Annotated in this window: 20 protein-coding genes; 13 read left to right on the top strand and 7 right to left on the bottom strand. The window is 60.3% G+C overall.

Translation table 11 applies throughout. The features are described from left to right. Positions 1 to 2: 2 nt before the first annotated feature. From EOE18_RS10340 to EOE18_RS10325, 4 genes are read right to left on the bottom strand one after another with little or no spacing between them, the layout of a single operon-like run. Positions 3 to 656 (bottom strand): aquaporin, encoded by a 654-nt coding sequence (locus tag EOE18_RS10340; RefSeq protein ID WP_127709156.1) that lies wholly within the window; start codon positions 654 to 656, stop codon positions 3 to 5. Next, positions 653 to 1,153: an arsenate reductase/protein-tyrosine-phosphatase family protein gene (locus tag EOE18_RS10335; protein WP_127709154.1), complete on the bottom strand. Its 501-nt coding sequence runs from the start codon at positions 1,151 to 1,153 to the stop codon at positions 653 to 655. The genes EOE18_RS10340 and EOE18_RS10335 overlap by 4 nt, the downstream gene beginning before the upstream one ends. After that, on the bottom strand, positions 1,150 to 1,590 hold the full coding sequence (gene arsC / locus EOE18_RS10330; protein ID WP_127709152.1) for an arsenate reductase (glutaredoxin): 441 nt from the start codon (positions 1,588 to 1,590) through the stop codon (positions 1,150 to 1,152). The genes EOE18_RS10335 and arsC overlap by 4 nt, the downstream gene beginning before the upstream one ends. Continuing rightward, entirely contained in the window at positions 1,587 to 1,943 is a 357-nt protein-coding gene (locus EOE18_RS10325; protein WP_181953039.1) for an ArsR/SmtB family transcription factor, read from the bottom strand. The genes arsC and EOE18_RS10325 overlap by 4 nt, the downstream gene beginning before the upstream one ends. A gap of 192 nt (positions 1,944 to 2,135) precedes the next feature. Between EOE18_RS10325 and EOE18_RS10320 the strand changes: the two genes are divergently transcribed. Then, a complete protein-coding gene (locus EOE18_RS10320; RefSeq protein ID WP_127709148.1) occupies positions 2,136 to 3,323 on the top strand; it encodes a right-handed parallel beta-helix repeat-containing protein in 1,188 nt (395 codons plus the stop codon). Positions 3,324 to 3,349: 26 nt separating this feature from the next. On the opposite strand, the gene EOE18_RS10315 is transcribed toward EOE18_RS10320, so the two are convergent. Beyond that, positions 3,350 to 4,639 (bottom strand): lipopolysaccharide biosynthesis protein, encoded by a 1,290-nt coding sequence (locus tag EOE18_RS10315; RefSeq protein ID WP_127709146.1) that lies wholly within the window; start codon positions 4,637 to 4,639, stop codon positions 3,350 to 3,352. 69 nt (positions 4,640 to 4,708) lie between these two features. Beyond that, positions 4,709 to 6,346 (bottom strand): O-antigen ligase family protein, encoded by a 1,638-nt coding sequence (locus tag EOE18_RS10310; protein WP_127709144.1) that lies wholly within the window; start codon positions 6,344 to 6,346, stop codon positions 4,709 to 4,711. A gap of 259 nt (positions 6,347 to 6,605) precedes the next feature. On the opposite strand from EOE18_RS10310, the gene EOE18_RS10305 reads away from it, so the two are divergent. From EOE18_RS10305 to EOE18_RS10275, 7 genes are all read left to right on the top strand, one after another. Then, a complete protein-coding gene (locus EOE18_RS10305) occupies positions 6,606 to 6,908 on the top strand; it encodes a hypothetical protein (RefSeq protein ID WP_127709130.1) in 303 nt (100 codons plus the stop codon). Between the two features lie 109 nt (positions 6,909 to 7,017). Beyond that, positions 7,018 to 8,211, top strand: coding sequence for a polysaccharide pyruvyl transferase family protein (locus EOE18_RS10300; protein ID WP_164852724.1), 1,194 nt, complete (start codon positions 7,018 to 7,020; stop codon positions 8,209 to 8,211). Further along, a complete protein-coding gene (locus EOE18_RS10295; protein WP_127709125.1) occupies positions 8,208 to 9,431 on the top strand; it encodes a Coenzyme F420 hydrogenase/dehydrogenase, beta subunit C-terminal domain in 1,224 nt (407 codons plus the stop codon). Before EOE18_RS10300 ends, EOE18_RS10295 begins: the two co-directional genes overlap by 4 nt. A 252-nt stretch (positions 9,432 to 9,683) precedes the next feature. After that, positions 9,684 to 11,039, top strand: a complete 1,356-nt coding sequence (locus EOE18_RS10290; protein WP_164852723.1) for a Wzz/FepE/Etk N-terminal domain-containing protein — start codon at positions 9,684 to 9,686, stop codon at positions 11,037 to 11,039. A 70-nt stretch (positions 11,040 to 11,109) separates the two neighbouring features. Further along, positions 11,110 to 11,787: a CpsD/CapB family tyrosine-protein kinase gene (locus EOE18_RS10285; protein ID WP_127709121.1), complete on the top strand. Its 678-nt coding sequence runs from the start codon at positions 11,110 to 11,112 to the stop codon at positions 11,785 to 11,787. A gap of 137 nt (positions 11,788 to 11,924) precedes the next feature. Further along, positions 11,925 to 12,302: a hypothetical protein gene (locus EOE18_RS10280; protein ID WP_127709119.1), complete on the top strand. Its 378-nt coding sequence runs from the start codon at positions 11,925 to 11,927 to the stop codon at positions 12,300 to 12,302. Positions 12,303 to 12,342: 40 nt separating this feature from the next. Next, on the top strand, positions 12,343 to 12,837 hold the full coding sequence (locus tag EOE18_RS10275) for an MmcB family DNA repair protein (RefSeq protein WP_127709117.1): 495 nt from the start codon (positions 12,343 to 12,345) through the stop codon (positions 12,835 to 12,837). Here EOE18_RS10275 and EOE18_RS10270 read toward each other — a convergent pair. After that, complete coding sequence (locus EOE18_RS10270) at positions 12,834 to 13,001, bottom strand: DUF1289 domain-containing protein (RefSeq protein WP_127709115.1); 168 nt, start codon at positions 12,999 to 13,001, stop codon at positions 12,834 to 12,836. The two genes, EOE18_RS10275 and EOE18_RS10270, sit on opposite strands and share 4 nt — an antisense overlap. A 123-nt stretch (positions 13,002 to 13,124) precedes the next feature. Between EOE18_RS10270 and EOE18_RS10265 the strand changes: the two genes are divergently transcribed. From EOE18_RS10265 to EOE18_RS10245, 5 genes are all read left to right on the top strand, one after another. Beyond that, complete coding sequence (locus EOE18_RS10265; protein ID WP_127709113.1) at positions 13,125 to 13,853, top strand: sterol desaturase family protein; 729 nt, start codon at positions 13,125 to 13,127, stop codon at positions 13,851 to 13,853. Positions 13,854 to 13,947: 94 nt separating this feature from the next. Then, a complete protein-coding gene (locus tag EOE18_RS10260) occupies positions 13,948 to 15,255 on the top strand; it encodes a PAS domain-containing protein (RefSeq protein WP_127709110.1) in 1,308 nt (435 codons plus the stop codon). 52 nt (positions 15,256 to 15,307) lie between these two features. Further along, entirely contained in the window at positions 15,308 to 16,702 is a 1,395-nt protein-coding gene (locus tag EOE18_RS10255) for a M48 family metalloprotease (RefSeq protein WP_127709108.1), read from the top strand. Between the two features lie 10 nt (positions 16,703 to 16,712). Next, on the top strand, positions 16,713 to 17,414 hold the full coding sequence (locus EOE18_RS10250) for a DsbA family protein (protein ID WP_127709106.1): 702 nt from the start codon (positions 16,713 to 16,715) through the stop codon (positions 17,412 to 17,414). 45 nt (positions 17,415 to 17,459) lie between these two features. Then, entirely contained in the window at positions 17,460 to 18,623 is a 1,164-nt protein-coding gene (locus EOE18_RS10245; RefSeq protein WP_127709104.1) for a sensor histidine kinase, read from the top strand. Positions 18,624 to 18,671 lie beyond the last annotated feature (48 nt).

Here is an 18,671-nt window from a genome sequence, read left to right as displayed (position 1 = left end):
GATCAATCCTCGTCAGGAAACAGCGCGAAGGCGGTGAAATGCGCGGCCAAAGCGCCCAGAATCTGCGCCGCGATAAAAGCGGGCACATCGGCGGGGGCAATGCCGGCAAAACTGTTCGACAGGCTGCGCGCGATGGTGATGGCCGGATTGGCAAAGCTGGTGCTGGAGGTGAACCAATAGGCCGCCACAATATAGAAAGCGACCGAAGGCGGCACCCAGACATGGCGATGCTTCACCGTGCCCAGAATGGTCAAGAGCAGGCCGAAAGTGGCAATGGTCTCACTCACCCATTGGCCCATGCCATGGCGCGCTTTGGTAGAGAGTTCCAGCACCGGCAGGCCAAACATCACATGCACGGCCCATACGCCCAGAATGCCGCCCGCCATTTGCGCCAAAACATAGGCCAGCCCCTGCCGCGTGGTCACTTCCCCGCGCAGGCGCATCACCAGCGTGACCGCCGGATTGAAATGCGCGCCCGACACCGGCCCCAGCATGGTGATCAGCACAAACAGCATCGCGCCCGTGGCAATCGTATTGCCCAGCAGCGCCACAGCCACATTACCGCCCGCCAGATTTTCGGCCATAATGCCCGAGCCGACCACGGTGGCGAACAGCAGGAAACTGCCGACCGCTTCTCCGGTCAGCTTGCGCATCATGCCGCACCTTCCATCTGGCCGATCTGGGCCAGTTGCGCGGTCAATTGTGCGCGGTCCATGGTTTCAAACGGCAGGGCAAGGAATGCCTGCGCCCGCATCATCAACAGGCGCCATGTTTCCTCAAAGGCGGCGTCCTCTGCGGCTTCCCCCACCGCATCGGCGGGGTCTTCCAATCCCCAATGGGCGCGCAAGGGCGTACCGGGAAAGACGGGACAAGCCTCACCCGCCGCATTGCCGCAAACGGTGATGGCAAGATCGATCACGGGCGCGTCAGGGCCGGAAAATTCCAGCCAGCTTTTGGAACGGAAGGCCGTCGTATCGATCCCGCGCCTTTCCAGCAGACGCAAGGCGCCCGGATGGGGCAAGCCCTTGGGTTTGCTGCCCGCGCTATAGGCCTGCACACGTCCGGGGGCGAGATGGTTGAAAATGGCCTCACCTAGGATAGATCGCGCCGAATTGCCGGTGCAAAGCACCAGAATCGAAAAGGGCGCGCTCATGCTCCACCCACCCGATTGCCATCGGCATCAATCACCTGCTCGCCATCTTCCTTGGCAAAGGCACCGCGTTGGGCGGCGGGGATCAGGTCCAGCACTTCTTCGGAGGGACGGCACAGTTTGACACCCAAAGGTGAAACCACCAGCGGACGATTCAGCAGGATGGGATGCTCCATCACCGCGTCGATCAGATCCGCATCGTTCTTGTCCGGATTGCCCAGATCCAGCTCGGCAAAGGGCGTGCCCTTTTCGCGCAGCAGTGGGCGCACACCCACACCGGCGCGGGCAATCAGGCTTTCCAGCATGTCGCGCGAGGGAGGCGTTTTCAGATATTCCACCACATGCGGCTCGATCCCGGCATTGCGGATCATGGCCAAAGTGTTGCGCGAGGTGCCGCAGGCGGGGTTGTGATAGATGATCATGTCGACGGGGGAGGTCATGCGCTTTGCTCCAAAGAGTCGGAAACAGTGGTTGCAGGCGGGCAGCAGGGCACGGGATCAGTGCAAGCGGCCCCGCCACAGCAATTTTCGGTGAGATAGGCCATCAGCCCGTTCATCGCGGCATAATTGGCGCTGTAGATCACCATGCGGCTCTGGCGGCGCTGGCTGACCAAACCGGCATGGGCCAAGGCGCCCAGATGAAAGCTCATGGAAGAGGAAGCCATGCCCAGCCTTTCGGCCAGCACGCCCGCAGGCAATCCGTCCTGCCCCGCCTGCACCAGCAGACGAAAGGCGGCCAAGCGATGTTCATGCGCCAAAGCGGAAAGCGCGCGGATGGTGGTGGGGGAATCCATCCCTATCTCCATATTTCGATAGATTTGGAAATATGGAGATATGTCGATCAAGTCAACCACCAAGTCGAAAAGCCCGCCGACGCAAAAAAGCCGGTTCAGACAATGTTCGGATTGCGCAATCTAGGCTAGGATCAACAAGCGCAGGATCAGGGGGCTAGCCAGCCCTTCGCGCCAGATGAGGGCTTTGTCGTGATGGTGGCACAATCGTTTCGCCGCAAGGGGCTCCATGCCCTGAGCCTTGGTCTGGCCCTTGCCGCGCTGGCCGGAGGCGGAACCTATCTGCTGACCCAGCCCAAAGTCTGGGGCGATGACATTCGCAGCGGGCCAAGGATTGATGTCACTGTCAATTCGGTCGACGGCTTGCTCAGCGCCCTGCGGCGGGCGGGCAATGGTTCGGTGATCAAACTCGCGCCGGGCGATTATCCTGACATCGTGATCAAGGATTTCAATTTCGCGGGCAAGGTCACCATCACCTCGGCCCAGGCGGACCGCCCCGCCCGTATCCAGCGCATGCTGGTCCAGAAAAGCGGGGGACTGGTGTTCCGCAATCTGGAACTGGCGGCGCAGGAAGGCAGCGTGCGCGATCTGCCCTTCCGCTTTGTCAAAGTGCAGGGGCTGACGCTGGATCGCCTGTTTGTGCATGGGCCGGACAATCTGGATACGGCCATGTTGATCCCCGGCCTGATGCTGCGCGACAGCGAGAATGTGACGCTGAGCAATTCGCGCTTCACGCGGCTGTTGCATGCCGTGCAGGTGCTGGAAGTGAAGGACCTGCAGGTCATCGCCAATGATTTCTGGAATCTGCGGTCCGACGGCGTGCGCGGCGGAGGTATCACCAATGCACTTTACGCCAACAATGTCTGTTCCGAATTCCATCCCGTAATACCCGACCATCCGGACTGTATCCAGATCTGGTCCACCAATGCGGCCGAACCGGGCCGCAATATTGTCATCCGCGACAATCTGGTTGTGCGCGGCAAGGGCGAGCCGACGCAGGGCATTTTCATCCGTGACACTCTTTCCAAGATGCCTTTTGAAAATCTGGAGATTTCGGGCAATCTGGTGATTGGCACCTTGTTCAACGGCATCGCGGTGGACGGGGTGAACTCGGGCAAATTGTTGGGCAATGAAGCGGTGGCGGTCGACGGGCAGAAGACATGGATCCGCCTGCAACGCGCACAGAATGTAGAACTGCGCGGCAATCTGGCGCCCAAGATGCTGCTGATCGCCAGCAGTGGCATCAAGGACAGCGGAAACCGCTTCAACCAGGGGGCCAGCTCTTCCTATCGCCAAAAGCTGGCGAAATGGCTGGAAGCCAAGCCCGAACGCTGGCGCAAGGACAGTGAATTGCTGCAAAAGCTGGTGACCACCGCGCCTTGAACCAAGGCGCCGCAGTCACCGGCCTATCAAGCAAAGATCTTGATCTTCAGATCGAACCGCACCAGCAGGCCTGCGACCAGACGGCGGAAGATCATCGTTCCCGAAACGGCGATGGCGCCGCCGGTCACCCCATATTGCGGCACCAGCCAGGCGCAAAGCCCCAGCATCAACACCGTGCCCGCCAGCGAATAAGCCAGTGACCACCGCTCGCGCCCGCACATCAACAGGATTGTGCCCGAAGGCCCACCCGACAAGGCGATGAAATAGCCAAAGGCGATGATCTGCAAAGCCGTGGCCGCGGAACGGAAATCATGGCTGAACAGGCCCAGAATCCAGTCCGGGAAAATGGCCGCCACAAGGAACAGCGGCAAGGTCAGCCCCACCGTTCCCAAAATGGCCTGACGCGAGATTCGCGCAATCCGCGCGCGATCCCCCACCGACCATGCCGCGGCCACTTGCGGCCCGATAATGCCGTCAAACGAGGCAACAATCAGGTTGGAAATGGCCATGATCTGTAAAGCCACCCGCAGTTTACCCGCTGCCTCGGCGCTATGGAAAGCGCCGGTGGCGGTCAGGCTGATCCATTCGGTCGACTGGTTGGTCAACACCGCCCCTACCGTGGGCAAGCCCATGGCATAAAGCGGCCAGAGCGCCACTTTCTCGCCCTTTGGCCAGGATTTGCGCATGCGGGCATAGGCAATAAAACCAATCGCCCCCGTTCCCAGCAGCGATAGAGAATAGATAACCCCGATCGACCATACCGGCGGCAATTGCGGCATCATCCAGACCAGCACAATCATTGCCACCGTCAAAGAAGAGGTGATCGCCCCTTCCATCGCCTGCGACAGGATCACATTACCGCCGCCCCGCAAGGCAAAGGAGCTGAGCCGCATGGCCGCCAGACCGAAAGCGGCGGGCGCGGCCACGATCAACATCGTGCTCATGCCCGCATTGCCCAGCCAATGCGCCGCAGGCTCGTGCAGGGCAAAGATCAGCAGGCTGACCACCAGCGCCGAAATCAGGCCAGCCTTGCAAGCTGTGCGCACCAGACTGCGCGCATGGCCATGATTGCCAGCCTTGATATCGGTGGCCACCCCGCGCAGCATGACATAGTCCAGCCCCCCCATGGCCGCGCAGCCCAAAATCACGATCGAGGTCTGGGTGATGCCGTAAAGGCCCGAACCCAGCGGACCATACAGCTTGGCAATGCCCCAGTTGAAGGCCAGCGACAGCACCGCCCCGCAGCCCTTCAGCACCAGCGAGAGCGCCACGTTCAACCGCGTGCCCCCCAAACGACCGAGGATCTTTTTCAGCATAATCTTGTGCGCCCAGTTTACCGGATAATGGGTCAAGCCGAACCCTGTTCCCGTCTGCCCGTCCACCTACTATGGATTGACGCGGGAAGAAATGACCAAAGCCTTATTTTCGCGCTCTTTTTTGTACCGATAATACATGGCGCCAATCAGCCCGAGCAGGATGAAAGCCAGCGAATGGTTGTCCTGCTGGCTCAGGATCGATTTGCTAAGCAGAAAATTGGCGATCATGATCGACAAAGGCGCCATATACTGGAGTTCGGGATCGTCGGATTTGGTCAAACCCATCGCGCAATAGATCAGCGCCGTGATGAACATGGTCATAAAGGCGATGAAGCCGATCACCCCATATTCCAGCCCCACCGACAGGAAATAGCTGTCGATGGAAATTTCACCGGCAGGATTGGCGAAATTGAGCGTGGTAGCCGCCATGCCGATACCATGCCCCCATGGATGCGAGAAAACCATGGGCAGACCCTTGGCCATCTGCATTTGGCGGGCAATGGTGCTGGCTTGCGCGGCACCGCCGCCCCAAACAGCATTGTGGATGCGCGTAACGGTCAAGCTGGCGATATACAGCACCAGCGCCATGAAGGGATAGGCCAGCAGCAAGGCAGGGCCGGCAATACTGTCCTTGCGCGTACGCCAACGCTGGAACGACCATACCAGAATATAGACGAAAAAGGACAGGATGAAGCTGTTCATTGCCAGACGCGAGTCCGTCCCGATCACGGTCATGAAAATGATCGGCAAGGACACCAACGCCGCCAACCGCACAAACAACTGGCGGGCATTGAACAAGAAATAGACGACAATCGGCGTCACCATGCCGATAAATTCGGCAAGGCCCAGAGGCGTCGTGAACTTGCCCTTGACGCGATAGAGGCCCGATGCCGCACGCCCCTGAAAGGAGAGGATTTTCAGCACGACCGGGTCATTCACCTGCAGGAAGCTGGGCGTGTGCCCGACCCATGGCAAAGCCTGCAGGCGCCCTTCCCACAAGGCGATGGCGCAATCGAACATCAAAATGCCCCATAGGTAGAAGCAGACACGCTCCACCCGCCCGGCCTTGCGGAACACATGCAAGGCCATGAAGAACATCGAAAACCAGTAGAGGATCGCAATGATCAGCTTGCTGATCGAAACCCCGCTATCGCGCGAAAAGCCGACGGAAACAAAGGAAATAGAGGCGAAAATCGCTACCGCTTTCCACAAAACCGGCACCGCATCCATCACCTCTTTGAGCTCGCTGCGGAACTTGGGCGATACGCTCAGGCAAATGAGCAACATCCCCACCATCGGAATGCCCACGAGGCGGATGGCCGAAATCCACGGCATGCCCGGCAATTGCAGCGCCAGATAATCCGGCCAGGCCAGCAGCGCGATAAGATAGGCGAACATAAAGCTGGCCATGCGCTCGCTGGGCGCATTTTCCATATCTGGCAGCAACCAGATGAACATCAGCAGCAGGATCGCAATAGGCGCCAGCAAAGGCGCAGGCGTAATCGAAAAGAGAACACCCAACACCATGCCATAAAAGGTCAGCACCACCCCGAAGATCCAGAGCAGCAATTTCCGGTTGCGGTCGACAAAGCGTTCGCCGACATAATTGGCCAGCACAGGGCGAGCAAAAACCGCAAGGGAATCAGGCGAGGAAGCGCCGGATGCCGCTTCAAGACCCTGCTTCTTCTTACCCCTGCGAAAAATCATGAGTCATTTCCTGATGGCTGCACACATGGGCCCATAGAGCCTGATTGGAAATCAATTTGATGGGTATCAGTAGGTTAAAATAACAGTCTGGCCTGTCGTCAAATTAAGGGCTTAACCAAAAACCATCATGGTTACAACGCGGTGAACCGCCGCCACACATGTCTATCATGCCCGAACCGGACAGGCTTTGCCAAGCGATTTGACAACACACCAGACAAGGCACGAGGCGATGCGCCTTGGGCAGACGCGGGAACGCCCCATGGACCGCCACACGCAGGCCTTCAACGCAAGCATGGCTAGCGTCGAAATTTCGCAGCGCCAGCAAAACACATTGCCCCCCGATGCACGAATTGCTATTCAAATGTGGCGTATCGTCAAACACTTGTGGTCTTTTTTGAATTCCTTTGCCAGATTACGAAAATGGAAACAAAACCGGTCCAAGGGTGGCGTGGCCATGGCAGGTCCTTATCGCATCGAGAGAAGGTTCCGGTCAGGGCAATGGGGCATCACCGTATCGGGATGCAGCTTGCAAGGCAGCATTCGATCACGGATAGGGCCGTAAATATGATTTTATGCCATTACCTTGGATAATATCCGGTGTTTGGTGCAAAAAGTCGGGTGGCAAATCGCCCTGGTCGTCAATTCGAACAGCAGAAGGTCGGGCAAACAGCATGAATGAAACAACGTCTCGCCGGTTGTCGGTGGGTTTGCTTTGGCACTCGGCCCGTTCGGGCAATCTGGGTGTGGGCGCGCTGACGCTGGGCAATATGGCCATCGCGCGTGAGGTTGCCGAAAAGGCCGGTTTCGAACCGCATTTCACATTGTTGAGCATGCGCGACGGCGATACCGACCCGATTGTGGGTGATGATGTCGCAGTGCGGATCATCAACACCAAATCGATCCTCTCTCCCTCTGGCTATGCCTCATGGGTAAAAAAGCTCGATTGCGTGCTGGATATTGGCGCAGGCGACAGTTTTGCCGAAATCTATGGCCCGAAACGCTTTGGCTTCATGTGGCTGAGCAAGGCGCTGACCATTGCCCAGCATGTGCCGCTGGTGCTCTCGCCCCAAACGATCGGGCCATTCACGAAAACGCCCTATCGCCAATTGGCCGCATCGGTGATGAACCGGTCGCATGTGGTGGTGTCGCGCGATGACAAATCTTTGGCCGTGGCCAAGGATATGGCGCCTTCTGCCAACAATATTATTGCCGTCGATGTGGCCTTTGTGCTGCCCTATGTCAGCCAGACCCATCTGCGCGGCGGCCCCAAGCTGCGCGTGGGCATCAATGCCAGCGGCCTGCTGATGGAAGAGGCGATTACGGGACGCAACCATTTTGGTTTGTCCTATGACTATGCCGCCTTCACCCGCCAACTGATCCGCAGCCTGCTCGATCGCGGCGATGTCGAAGTGCATCTGGTGCCCCATGCCACCAGCAAGACCATGCCGCAGGACGACGACAACCGTTATGCCGATATGCTGGCGGCCGAATTCCCCGGCGTGATCCGCGTCCCCGAATTCCCCGGCCCTTCGGAGGCCAAGTCCTATATTTCCGGCCTCGACTTCCTCGTGGCGGGCCGCATGCATGCCTGTGTGGGGGCTTATTCCTCGGGCACGCCGGTGATTCCGATCGCCTATAGCCGCAAATTTGACGGCTTGTTCGGTATGCTGGGTTACAAGTGGCTGACGCCAGTCAAGGGTCTGGATGTGGATGGCGCGGTCAATTTCGTGCTCAATGGTTTGGACAAAAGGGCTGAACTGGCCGCAGATTTGGCCGAAGGCATGAAGACCGTCCAGCAACGCCTTGACGTCTATCGTGGCGCTCTGCACAATCTTTTCATGGAAATCAAAGCGAAGCGCGGATGAGCATCCCCCAATCCCCCACACTCGCCAAGGTTGCCAAGGGCGATCTTTGCACCGGCTGCGGCCTGTGCGCCGGCATTGGTCAGGGTGCTATCACCATGGAAACGGTGGCGCCGGGCTATACTCGCCCGCGCCAGATCGCGCCCATCACGCCCGCGCTGGAAAACACCATCAAGACGGCCTGTCCCGGCTCGGTTGTGGGTCCTTGGACCGAAGCCCCGCATCGCCATCCCTATTGGGGACCTTATTACCAGAGCCTGACCGGCTATGCCACCGACCCCAAGGTCCGCTATGCCGGTTCCTCGGGCGGCGGGATCACCTCGCTGGCACTTTTCGCGCTGGAAACCGGTTTGGTGGATCGCGTGCTGCACGTGCTGCCCGATCCTGCACATCCCACGCGCAATGTGATGGCATGGTCTGACCGGCCCGAGGATGTGATCACCGGTGCCGGTTCGCGCTACGCCCCCTCCTCGCCGCTGGGCCAGATCGAGGAAGCCTTGGCCGACGGGCGCCGCTTTGTCTTTATCGGCAAGCCTTGCGATGTGGCCGCGCTGCGCCAGCTGGCCACAGTGGACGCGCGGGTCGATCAACAGATCCCGCTGATGCTGTCCTTCTATTGTGCGGGTATCCCCAGCCATGCGGCTGCGGACAAAGTGATCCGCGCGATGGGGCTGGAACCGGAAAAGGTGACCAGCTTCCGTTATCGCGGCAATGGTTGGCCGGGCCTGACCATCGCCCGTACCGATGACGGCCAGCAGGGCGAGATGCGCTATGCCGAAAGCTGGGGCAAGCATCTGTCGGGCCAGGTGCAATATCGCTGCAAGATCTGCCCCGATGGCGTGGGCGGCGCTGCCGATATTGCCTGTGCCGACGCATGGTATGGCGATGATGGCGGCTATCCCCAGTTCGAAGAACAAGACGGACGCAGCCTGATCATGAGCCGCACCGCCAGAGGCGATGCGCTGCTGCGCAAGGCGATCGAGGCGGGGCGTGTGGCGGTAGAACCGTTGGACGTGAACGACATTGACCATATGCAGCCGGGCCAAACCCGCCGCAAACGCGTGCTCATTGCCCGCCTTGCCGCGGCTATGGTGACATTCCAGCCCCGTCCGGTGATGGATGGTCTGGATATTGGGCTGGCCTCCAAACGCGCGGGCATGCAGGAAAAGCTCAAGAATTTTGTCGGCTCGGTACGCAGGATTGTCACCAACCGGCGCCATTGACGCAGCACTCCGGCGGGAAGGGTAAGCTGCCGGAGCGGATGGGTTCACTCTGGTTTTAAGGTTACGATCTGGTATGCTATTGAAAGATGCTGCCAGCTGCGAGACCTTGTTTGGGGATGCCAGTGAGAAATCGCGGCTATGCGTTAGAGGATTGCGTTATTCATAACGGAATCTTCGAATTTTTCAGCAATGGCGTTGCGGACGGTTTTGATGCCGTTCCCAACGGGTTTTCCAGGCAAGGCGGATTTGCGCATGAGCTTTAGGCAGTTTTTCAACATCCTCTGGGTGCGTAGGGCCATCATCACCCTGACCACTCTGACCTGTTTGCTGGGCGCAATGATTGCGATCAGAATTCTGCCCCCGCGTTATGAAGCAACCACGCGCGTGGTGCTTGACATTGTAAAGCCCGACCCTGTCACCGGTGAGGCCATTTCCTCGGCCTGGGCCCGCGCCTATGTGAAGACGCAGATCGAACTGATCACCGACTATCGCGTGGCGGGCAAAGTGGTGGATTCGCTGGGCTGGACCTCCTCGCCCATCTGGGCCGCCCGCTATGCCGCCCGCAGCAAGGATGACCATAGCGATTTCCGCCGCTGGCTGGCCGAAACGGTTATTGCGGGTACGGATGCCAAGACGGTCGATGCCAGTAACATTCTGGAAATCAAATATTCTTCCAGCTCGGCTGATGCCGCGCGCAAAACGGTGAACGCGATCCGTCAGGCCTATTTTGACCAGACGCTGGCTTTCAAGCGCGAAGGCGCGGCCCGCAATGCCGAATGGTTCCACCAGCAGGCTGAAAAGCTGCGCGACCAATTGGCCGAGGCGGAAAAGAAGAAAGCCGATTTTGAAAAGTCGAATGGCATCATCCTGCAGGATGACAATGTCGACACTGAAATGTCGCGTCTGAAGGCTATTTCGGCCTCGGCTCCGGCCGCCGCCGCAGCGGTGGCACCGGCTGCCACGGGAACCTCGCCCCTGGCGGTGCAATTGTCGCAGCTGGATGCGCAGATCGCCAATGCCCAGCAAACCTTGGGCCCCAGCCATCCCGACCTGCTCAACATGCAGCGCCAGCGCGCCACCCTGGCCGCTTCGGTTGCGCGTGAGGCGGCAGCGGCCCGTTCGGCGGGCGGCGGTGTGGTCAGCGGACCTTCGGTGGAAAGCATGATGAACGCCCAGACCCGCAAGGTGCTGGAACAGCGTGGCAAAGTCTATGAAGCCCAGCGTCTGGCCACCGATGTGGCGGTGCTGCGCGACCAGTTCAACAAGACGCTGACCCGCGCCTCGGAACTGGACCGCGAATCGCAGTCGACCGAAACCGGCCTGACCCTGCTGGGCGATGCCGTGGCCCCCGATGATCCAGCCTTCCCCAAGAAGGGCCTGATTTTCGGCGCCGCGCTGGGTGTGGGTTTTGCGCTGGGCGTGTTGATCTCGCTGGTGCTGGAAATGGTCTATCGCCGCGTGCGCTGCTCCGACGATCTTGGCCTGATCGGCCTGCCGGTGCTGGGCGTGATGTCCATCGATCGCCGCGACATCGGCAAGCGCGGTGTAATGTACTGGCTGGGCTTCAATGACTTGTTCAAGCGCAAATCTCGAACAACCACGAGCTGAACTCTTGAAGGGCGCCCGCCTGCCAAGCGTGCGCCCGGGCTGGACCTGAGCAATGACTTATGCATCCCTTATGACCACGCTCGAAATGGAGCGCGAAACTGTCAGTGACGGTTTCCGTTTCACCGATGATGCGCTGGTGTTGCACCAATCGGGTGGGCCGCAGGCGGAAAGCATTGCCACCTTGCGCACCCATCTGTTGGCCCAGCATATTGGCGACGGGCGGCGTTCCCTGGCCATTTGCGCGGCGGAAGACGGCGCGGGCAGTACGTTTTTGGCCACCAATCTGGCCGCGGCTTTCGCGCTTGCCGGCATCAACACCTTGCTGATCGATGGCAACCTGCGCCGCCCTGCGCTGCAGAATTGGGTGGTTGCTTCAAAGCCTTGCCTTGGTCTGGGCGAATATCTGGCCAATAGCGAATTGCAGCTTTACGATTGCATCCAGCATGCGGTGCTGCCCAATCTGTCGGTATTCTATGCCGGACAGCCTGCCGACAATGCCCCCGAATTGATGGCCACCCGCCGCTTTACCGATGCGATGGATGACTGCATGCGCAGCTATGACCTGACCATCGTCGACACGCCGCCGCTCAGTCAGGCTGCCGATATTCGCCGCATTGCCACCACTTTGCGCTACGCTTTGGTGGTCGCGCGCAAGGACGCCAGCACCATTTCGGACATGCGCCGCCTGTGCGAGGAATTGCGCGCGGATCGTGCCAAGGTGATCGGGTCTTTCCTCAACGATTATTGATCGCGGCCAATCCCGCCATCCAGACCCCCGAAGGCACCGCCCTTCGGGGGTTTTCTTATGCCCCTTCCGCATGAACCCCGAGGCGCGCCGCCCAGGCTTTAGCAATTTGGCAAGGGAATCGGCGTAAATCTTAACCCATGGTCAACCTTACTTCCGATTCCTTTCCGCACACGCTGGTCCATCCAGACGCCCGTCCGCCCGCCGACAGCCTCGGCCTGCGCTGGGCCGCCTTGCGAGAGGCCGCCTATATCGTCGCGCAATTGGCGCAGGTCGACATGGTAGTGGAAGCCAAGCCGCAATTGGCCTTCCCCTCGGCCCTGCGCTTTGCCGATCCGCGCCGACAGGCCCTGATCGAACAGAGCATGGGCGATCTGGTGGCTTTGATGGAGCCGGGCCTTGCCGCTCTGCTGCTGCTGCATGAACGCGGCGGCGATGCGCGTCCGGCGGCACGGGCGCTATGGGCCGAATTTGTCGGTAGCCGTCAGGGACTGCTGGCGCTGGCACCGCCGCTGTAAGCCTCTTCACAAGTTCATATTTTGTTCTTAACGTCAGGACATGACCAATCCTGACAGCCTTTCCGATTCGGCGCTCTCGCCCGACGCCCTGAGCGTGGCGCGCGGCATCACCCGCCTGTTTGCCCGCAATGATATCTGGTGCCTTTCGGAAATGCCCTTGCGCAACGGGCGCCGCGCCGATCTGATGGGGATCGATGCCAAGGGGCAAGTGATCATCGTGGAGATCAAGGTCGCCAAGGCCGATCTGATGGGCGATGGCAAATGGACCGACTATCTCGACCATTGCGACCGCTTCTTCTGGGGTCTGGCCAGCCATCTAGACCGCGCCTGTATGGAGAGCGAGGCCTTTCGCCCCGCCGACTGCGGATTGATCGTGGCCGATGGCTATGATGCCGAAATCCTGCGCGCGGCGCCTTTACGCCCGCTGGCCGCCGCCCGCCGCAAGGTCGAGGTTGAACGCCTTGCCCGCGCCGCCCTGCGCCGCAGCGCCATCGCGCAAGACCCACGCATCGGCCAATGGGGCGGGGGCAGCTAATCCCCGCGTCGGGCAGGCAAGGCTGCAATCACTGCCCGCTTTTCCGCCGCGCTCATGCCGCGCCAACCGACAATCTCGTCAATATGCCGCGCGCAACCGAGGCAATATTGGCGCAAATTATCCAGCTTACACAAGCCGCAGCAAGGGGATTCCGGATCGCTCATGAACCCTCTTCAGCATGAGGCGCCCCGGATGGCAAATAGCGCCGTAACAACCGGCAATGTAATTCAACCCATGGACCTTGGTGCATTTGCCATAGCCTGTCGGGCAAGGCATAAAGCCGCCCGATGAACGAACCCACGCTCCTTGCTGCCCTGCTATCCGCGCTGGCGATGACGGGGATCGTGACCCTGCGCTATATTCTGGCCAGCGGCGGTTTTGCATGGGCCACGGCAAGGCGCCAACCGGGCCTCTATGCTCCGCTGCGCCAACAGATCCGCAAAGAGATTGGCTGGTCGCTGCTGTCCTGCATCATCTTTGGCCTGCCCGCCGGCATTGTCGCATGGGGTTGGCACAGTCTGGGCTGGACCCGCATCTACACCGATATCGACGCCTACCCCCTGTGGTACTGGCCGCTGTCGGTTCTGGCCTATCTGGCGCTGCATGACACCTGGTTCTATTGGAGCCACCGCTGGATGCACCGTCCGCGCGTGTTCCGCATCTTTCACGCGGTCCATCACGCGAGTCGCCCGCCGACGGCATGGGCGGCAATGGCTTTCCATCCGACCGAGGCGCTGACTCAGGCCTTCGTGATTCCCTTAGCGGTGTTCTGCGTACCGATTCACACCACGGCTTTGGCCTTTGTCCTGTCGATTATGACGGTGATGGGCGTTGTTAACCATATGGGCTGGGAAATTTTTCCGGACTGGATGGTGCGCAAAGGTCTGGGAAACTGGTTGATCACCGCCAGCCACCACCAAAGACATCACGACATATACCTTTGTAATTACGGTCTTTATTTCCGGTTCTGGGACCGGATTTGCAGCACGGACAAAGGTTTGGGTAATTTCGTCTAGCGCCTGCCCCTAGGGTATTCCGTGGCGCAACTTAACGGTCCATTTAGAGCGTTGCGTAAAGAGTGTCCTCCTAGCCAATCGCCGGGAGGCAGTCATGGACAGTCTACGCAGCAACTATCTCTCCAATCCTTCCTCGGGCAATCCCTATGAGGACGAGGATGACATCCCCGGCGATTTCCCCGTCATCGTGGCTCAGGGCGAACGCCGCCTGCAGGTACGCGCCTATTGCCATTGGAGCGATTTGCAGGGCGGCCTGTCGATGCCATTGATCGGCGATCTGAAGCTGGATCAACTGCCCGATATTGCTCCCCATGCGGTGCTGATGGATTTCTCGCACAGCGTGGATGATCCGCGCATCGTCTATGTGGGGGAAAAATTGGCGCGCGAATGCGGCATTACCCGCGACATTCACCATCTGGACGACATTCCCCATGATTCGATGCTGGCCCGCGTTACCGGCCAGTATGGGCAGGTGGTGGCCAACCAGTCGCCGATTGGTTTCGAGGACGAATTCGTTAACCAGCGCTCGGCCACTATCCTCTATCGCGGGATGTTGCTGCCCTTTTCGGACAAGGCCAATGGGCCGATCCGTTTCGGTCTGGGCGTGGTCAATTGGAAAGAGGCCGCCGATCAGGCGTTGAGCGACCAGATCGCCCGCGAGATGGGCGCCGCCTTTGAAAATGGCTTGCTGGGCGGGATTGAATTGCCCGCCGACCCCACCCCAGCGGTTGATCCTTCGCGCCGCGCCGCGATTGTCAGCGCGCTTGGCGCCTTGCATTTCGATGAAGTGCCCGACGAGATGGCGCAGGCCATGTCGCTGGCCGATTGGCTGGCTTCGGCCCGGGAATTGGCGCAGGCTGCCCGCTTCTCCGCCGACCGCAGCCGTCAGGCGCTTTATGCCGCAATCGGCCGGGCCTATGATTTTGCTCTTGCCGCCAAGCACAGCCCCGATGAATTGGCCAAGCTGGTCCATGATGCGGGAATCAAATCGCAGCCCCGCGCGCCCTTGCTGCCGCTGGTGAAATTGGTGTTCGGGCTGGATTATGACAAGACTCGGCTGACCGAATATGCTTCGGCTTTGGCCCATGCGCAAAGGACGGGGCTGGGACGCGGCGAATTGGCCGCCTATCTGGCCGAGGTGCCTGGTGGTTTGAAGGGTGTGGTTGGCCAGGAACGCCGCTTGCGCCACGCCCATGGCGCCAAGGACAAGGGCAAATCCGAACCCTTGGCCCGTCAGTTGCGCCAGTTGAACCATCGCGCGCTTCACGATCTGCCGACCGAGGGCGCGGAATTCACCGTGCTGGTGGCCCGCCGCCTGCCCGATGGCACCATTGCCCTGCTGGGCGAGGTGGATGAGGACCCCGCCCTGCTCAGCCGCGCCGCGCAACATCTGATCCAATAAAGCGCAAGCTTCATAGTCTATTCAGTGCCACTTGTGCTAAGGGTGCGAACCTATGGCAAAACAAGTGGCACTGCTGAATTCCCTGCGCCGCTTTGGGCGCGATCTGGCGGTTGCGGGCCTATGCCTTTTGGGCGCCACGCCAGCGGCCGCGCAATCGATCCTGCGCGATGCCGAAACCGAGGCTTTGCTGCGCGACATGTCCGCGCCTTTGGTCAAGGCGGCGGGACTTGATCCCAAAAATGTCGATATCGTGCTGGTCAATGATCCCTCCATCAACGCTTTCGTGGCGGGGGGACAGGCGGTCTATGTCCACTCGGGCCTGATCAACGAGGCCAGTTCGGCCAATGAAGTGCAGGGCGTGATCGCGCATGAATTGGGCCACGTCGTGGGCGGCCATGCGATTGATGATCGCGGCGCGAAAATGGCGGGCAATATCTCGATCCTCTCGCTGATCCTTGGCGCGGCGGCGGCGGCGGCAGGGGCTGGCGCGGCGGGCATGGGCGTGTTCATGGCGGGCCAGCAGGCGGCCATGGGCAAATACCTCGCCTATACGCGCGGGGAGGAAGAGGCTGCCGATGCCGCCGGTGCGCAGTTCCTGTCCGGCGCAGGCATTTCGGGGCGTGGCTCGGTGGAGTTTTTTCACAAGCTGCTCAATCTGGAAAACCGCTATGGCATGACCCGCAGCGACGAGGCGGCTTTTTATTCCACCCACCCGATGACCAATGACCGCATCAGCTATTTGCAGGACATTTACACCAAAGACCCCGCGTGGAACCGGCCCAATGATCCCGCGCTGGAGGAGCGGTTCCAGCGGGTGAAGGCCAAATTGTTCGGCTATCTGGCCGAACCGCCGATGACCTATCAAACCTATCCCGACTATCTGACCGGCACGGGCGCGCGTTATGCACGGGCCTATGCCTATCACAAGGAAGGCTTTCTGGACAAAGCCACGGCGGAAACCGATGCGCTTTTGGCCAGCGCCCCCAATGACCCCTATTTTCTGGAGCTGAAAGGGCAGATCCTGCTGGAATCGGGCAAGCCTGCGCTGGCCTTGGACCCTTTGCGCCGCGCCACGCAATTAACCGGCAACCAGCCGTTGATCGCCACCAGTTTCGGCCATGCGCTGCTCGCCAGCGATGATAGCGCGGCCACCACCGCCCATATGGCCGAGGCGCAGAAAGTCTTGCGCGCGGCCCTGTCCAAGGATCGGGAAAATCCCTTCGCATGGTATGTGTTGGGGATGATTTACGCCAAAAGCGGCGATCTGCCCCGCGCCCGTCTGGCCAGCGCCGAACAGGCCTCGCTGTCGGGCAATTGGGGTGGGGCTTTGCAAAATGCCAATGCGGCCAAGGCGGGCCTGCCTGTCGGCTCCCCCGATGCGATCCGCGCCGAAGATATTGCGATGGAGGCCAAAAGCGCCCTCGCGAAAATGAACAAACGCCGATAGAGGCCCTGTCATGACCCAGCCGATCAAACCTGCCCGCCTGTTCCTCACCGCCTTGCTTGGAGGCGTGCTGGGCGGCGCGGCGGTGACCGCCACTGCGCATTGGGTGGGGCGCGACAACACGCGCGACTATCTGCTGGAACATCCCGAAGTGCTGCCCCAAGTGGTCGAGCGGTTGAAAGCCAAGGAGAGCGAGGGCGCCTTGGCGAAGGCCGCTCCGCTGGCGCAGAAGGTCTGGCCCGGCGCGGTGCTGGGCAATCCTGCGGGCAAGACCGTGCTGGTGGAATTCATGGATTACGCCTGCGGCTATTGCCGTGCGAGCGAGAAGGATGTGGCAAGGCTGCTGGCGGGCAATCCCGATCTCAAAGTGGTGATCCGCCAATTGCCAATCCTTTCGCCGCAAAGCGCGGATGCGGCCAAAATGGCGCTGGCGGCGGCAAAACAGAGCAAATTCGCCGCTTTCCACCGCGCCATGTATGCCGCCGGTCGCCTGACGCCGGAAACCATTGCCACAGCGGCGCGAACCGCCGGTGTCGATCTGGCGCTGGCGCAAAAGCAGATGGCCGAACCCGCAACCGAGGCCGAGATCGAGGGCAATCTGACGCTGGCGCGCAATCTGGGCCTGAATGGCACGCCCAGCTGGATCGCGGGCGGGCAAGTGCTGGGCGGCGCGGTGGGCTATGATGCTTTAGCCAAGGCTTTAGCCAAGAACTGATCGGGCCTATTCCCAGCCTCCCTCTTCTGCGGTAGACAGAAGATTATGGCCGTGCTTCCTTTTCGCCCTACGCCCTTTTTCGCCAACAAGAACCGTGCGTTCTGGCGCTTGCAGGTGTTGGGCTGGACCGGCGCGATGCTCATGCGTTCGATGTCGGCGCTGGCAGGGGGGCAACCGGCCTCCTTCCTGCTGCTGGTGCTGATTGCGACGCTGACCGGCTTTTCGATCTCGCTGATTCTGGCGGTGATCTATCACCAATTGATCGGCCTGCGCCCCTTGCTCACCTGGGGCGTCACCGTGCTGGTGCTGCCCTTTGCGGTCTCGCTCTATGCGTTCATGGATGGCTGGGTGATCGCGCTGTACCGGCCCGATACCGAAACCAGCTTTGCCCAATTGGTGATCGGCGTGTTCTATCTGGACGCCACCTTGCTGGGGGCTTGGTCGGCGCTTTATTACGCCATCAATTTCTTCCTGCGGATCGAGGAACAGAATGACCAGCTGATGCGGTTGGAAAGTCAGGCCACCAGCGCGCAATTGGCGATGCTGCGTTACCAGTTGAACCCGCATTTCCTGTTCAACACGCTGAACTCGATCTCCACCCTGGTGCTGCTCAAGCAAACCGATCAGGCCAATGCGATGCTCACCCGCCTGTCCTCTTTCCTGCGCTATACTCTGGTGAACCAGCCCACGGGGCGGGTGACCGTGGCGCAGGAGGTGGAGACGCTCAAACTCTATCTGGGCATCGAATTGATGCGGTTTGAGGAAAGGCTGCGCACCAAATTCCAGATCGACGAGGCTTGCGAGGAGGGCTTGCTGCCCTCGCTGCTGCTGCAACCTCTGGTGGAAAATGCGATCAAATATGCGGTCAGCCCGCAGGAATCGGGCGCGGAAATCACCGTTGCCGCCTGTCTGATCGGGCAGAACCTGCGCATCACCGTGTCCGACACCGGCCCCGGCCTGCAGGTGGATGCCGCCGACAACCGCTTTACCGCCATGAGCTTTGATGGCGGCGACACGGTTTCCACCGGCGTCGGCCTTGCCAATATCCGCGACCGTCTGGCGCAGGCCTATGGCGCGAACCACCGGTTTGACACTTTTGAACCGCCCGAGGGTGGTTTTGCGGTCACTATCGAGATTCCGTTCGAAAAACGCGACAACCCGTCGGCGTCTACCTCCTCGCTCACCCCCCGTTCAGCCGTGAACGTGTGAAAGCATCGCCATGGCCCAACCAACCCGCCCCAGTCAGGACACCAAGGC

Origin of the sequence: Novosphingobium umbonatum (assembly GCF_004005905.1) — a bacterium.
Classification (GTDB): Bacteria; Pseudomonadota; Alphaproteobacteria; order Sphingomonadales; family Sphingomonadaceae; genus Novosphingobium; species Novosphingobium umbonatum.
The sequence above is the reverse complement of the archived record's forward strand: the minus strand, read 5'-3'. Positions and strand labels throughout refer to the sequence as shown.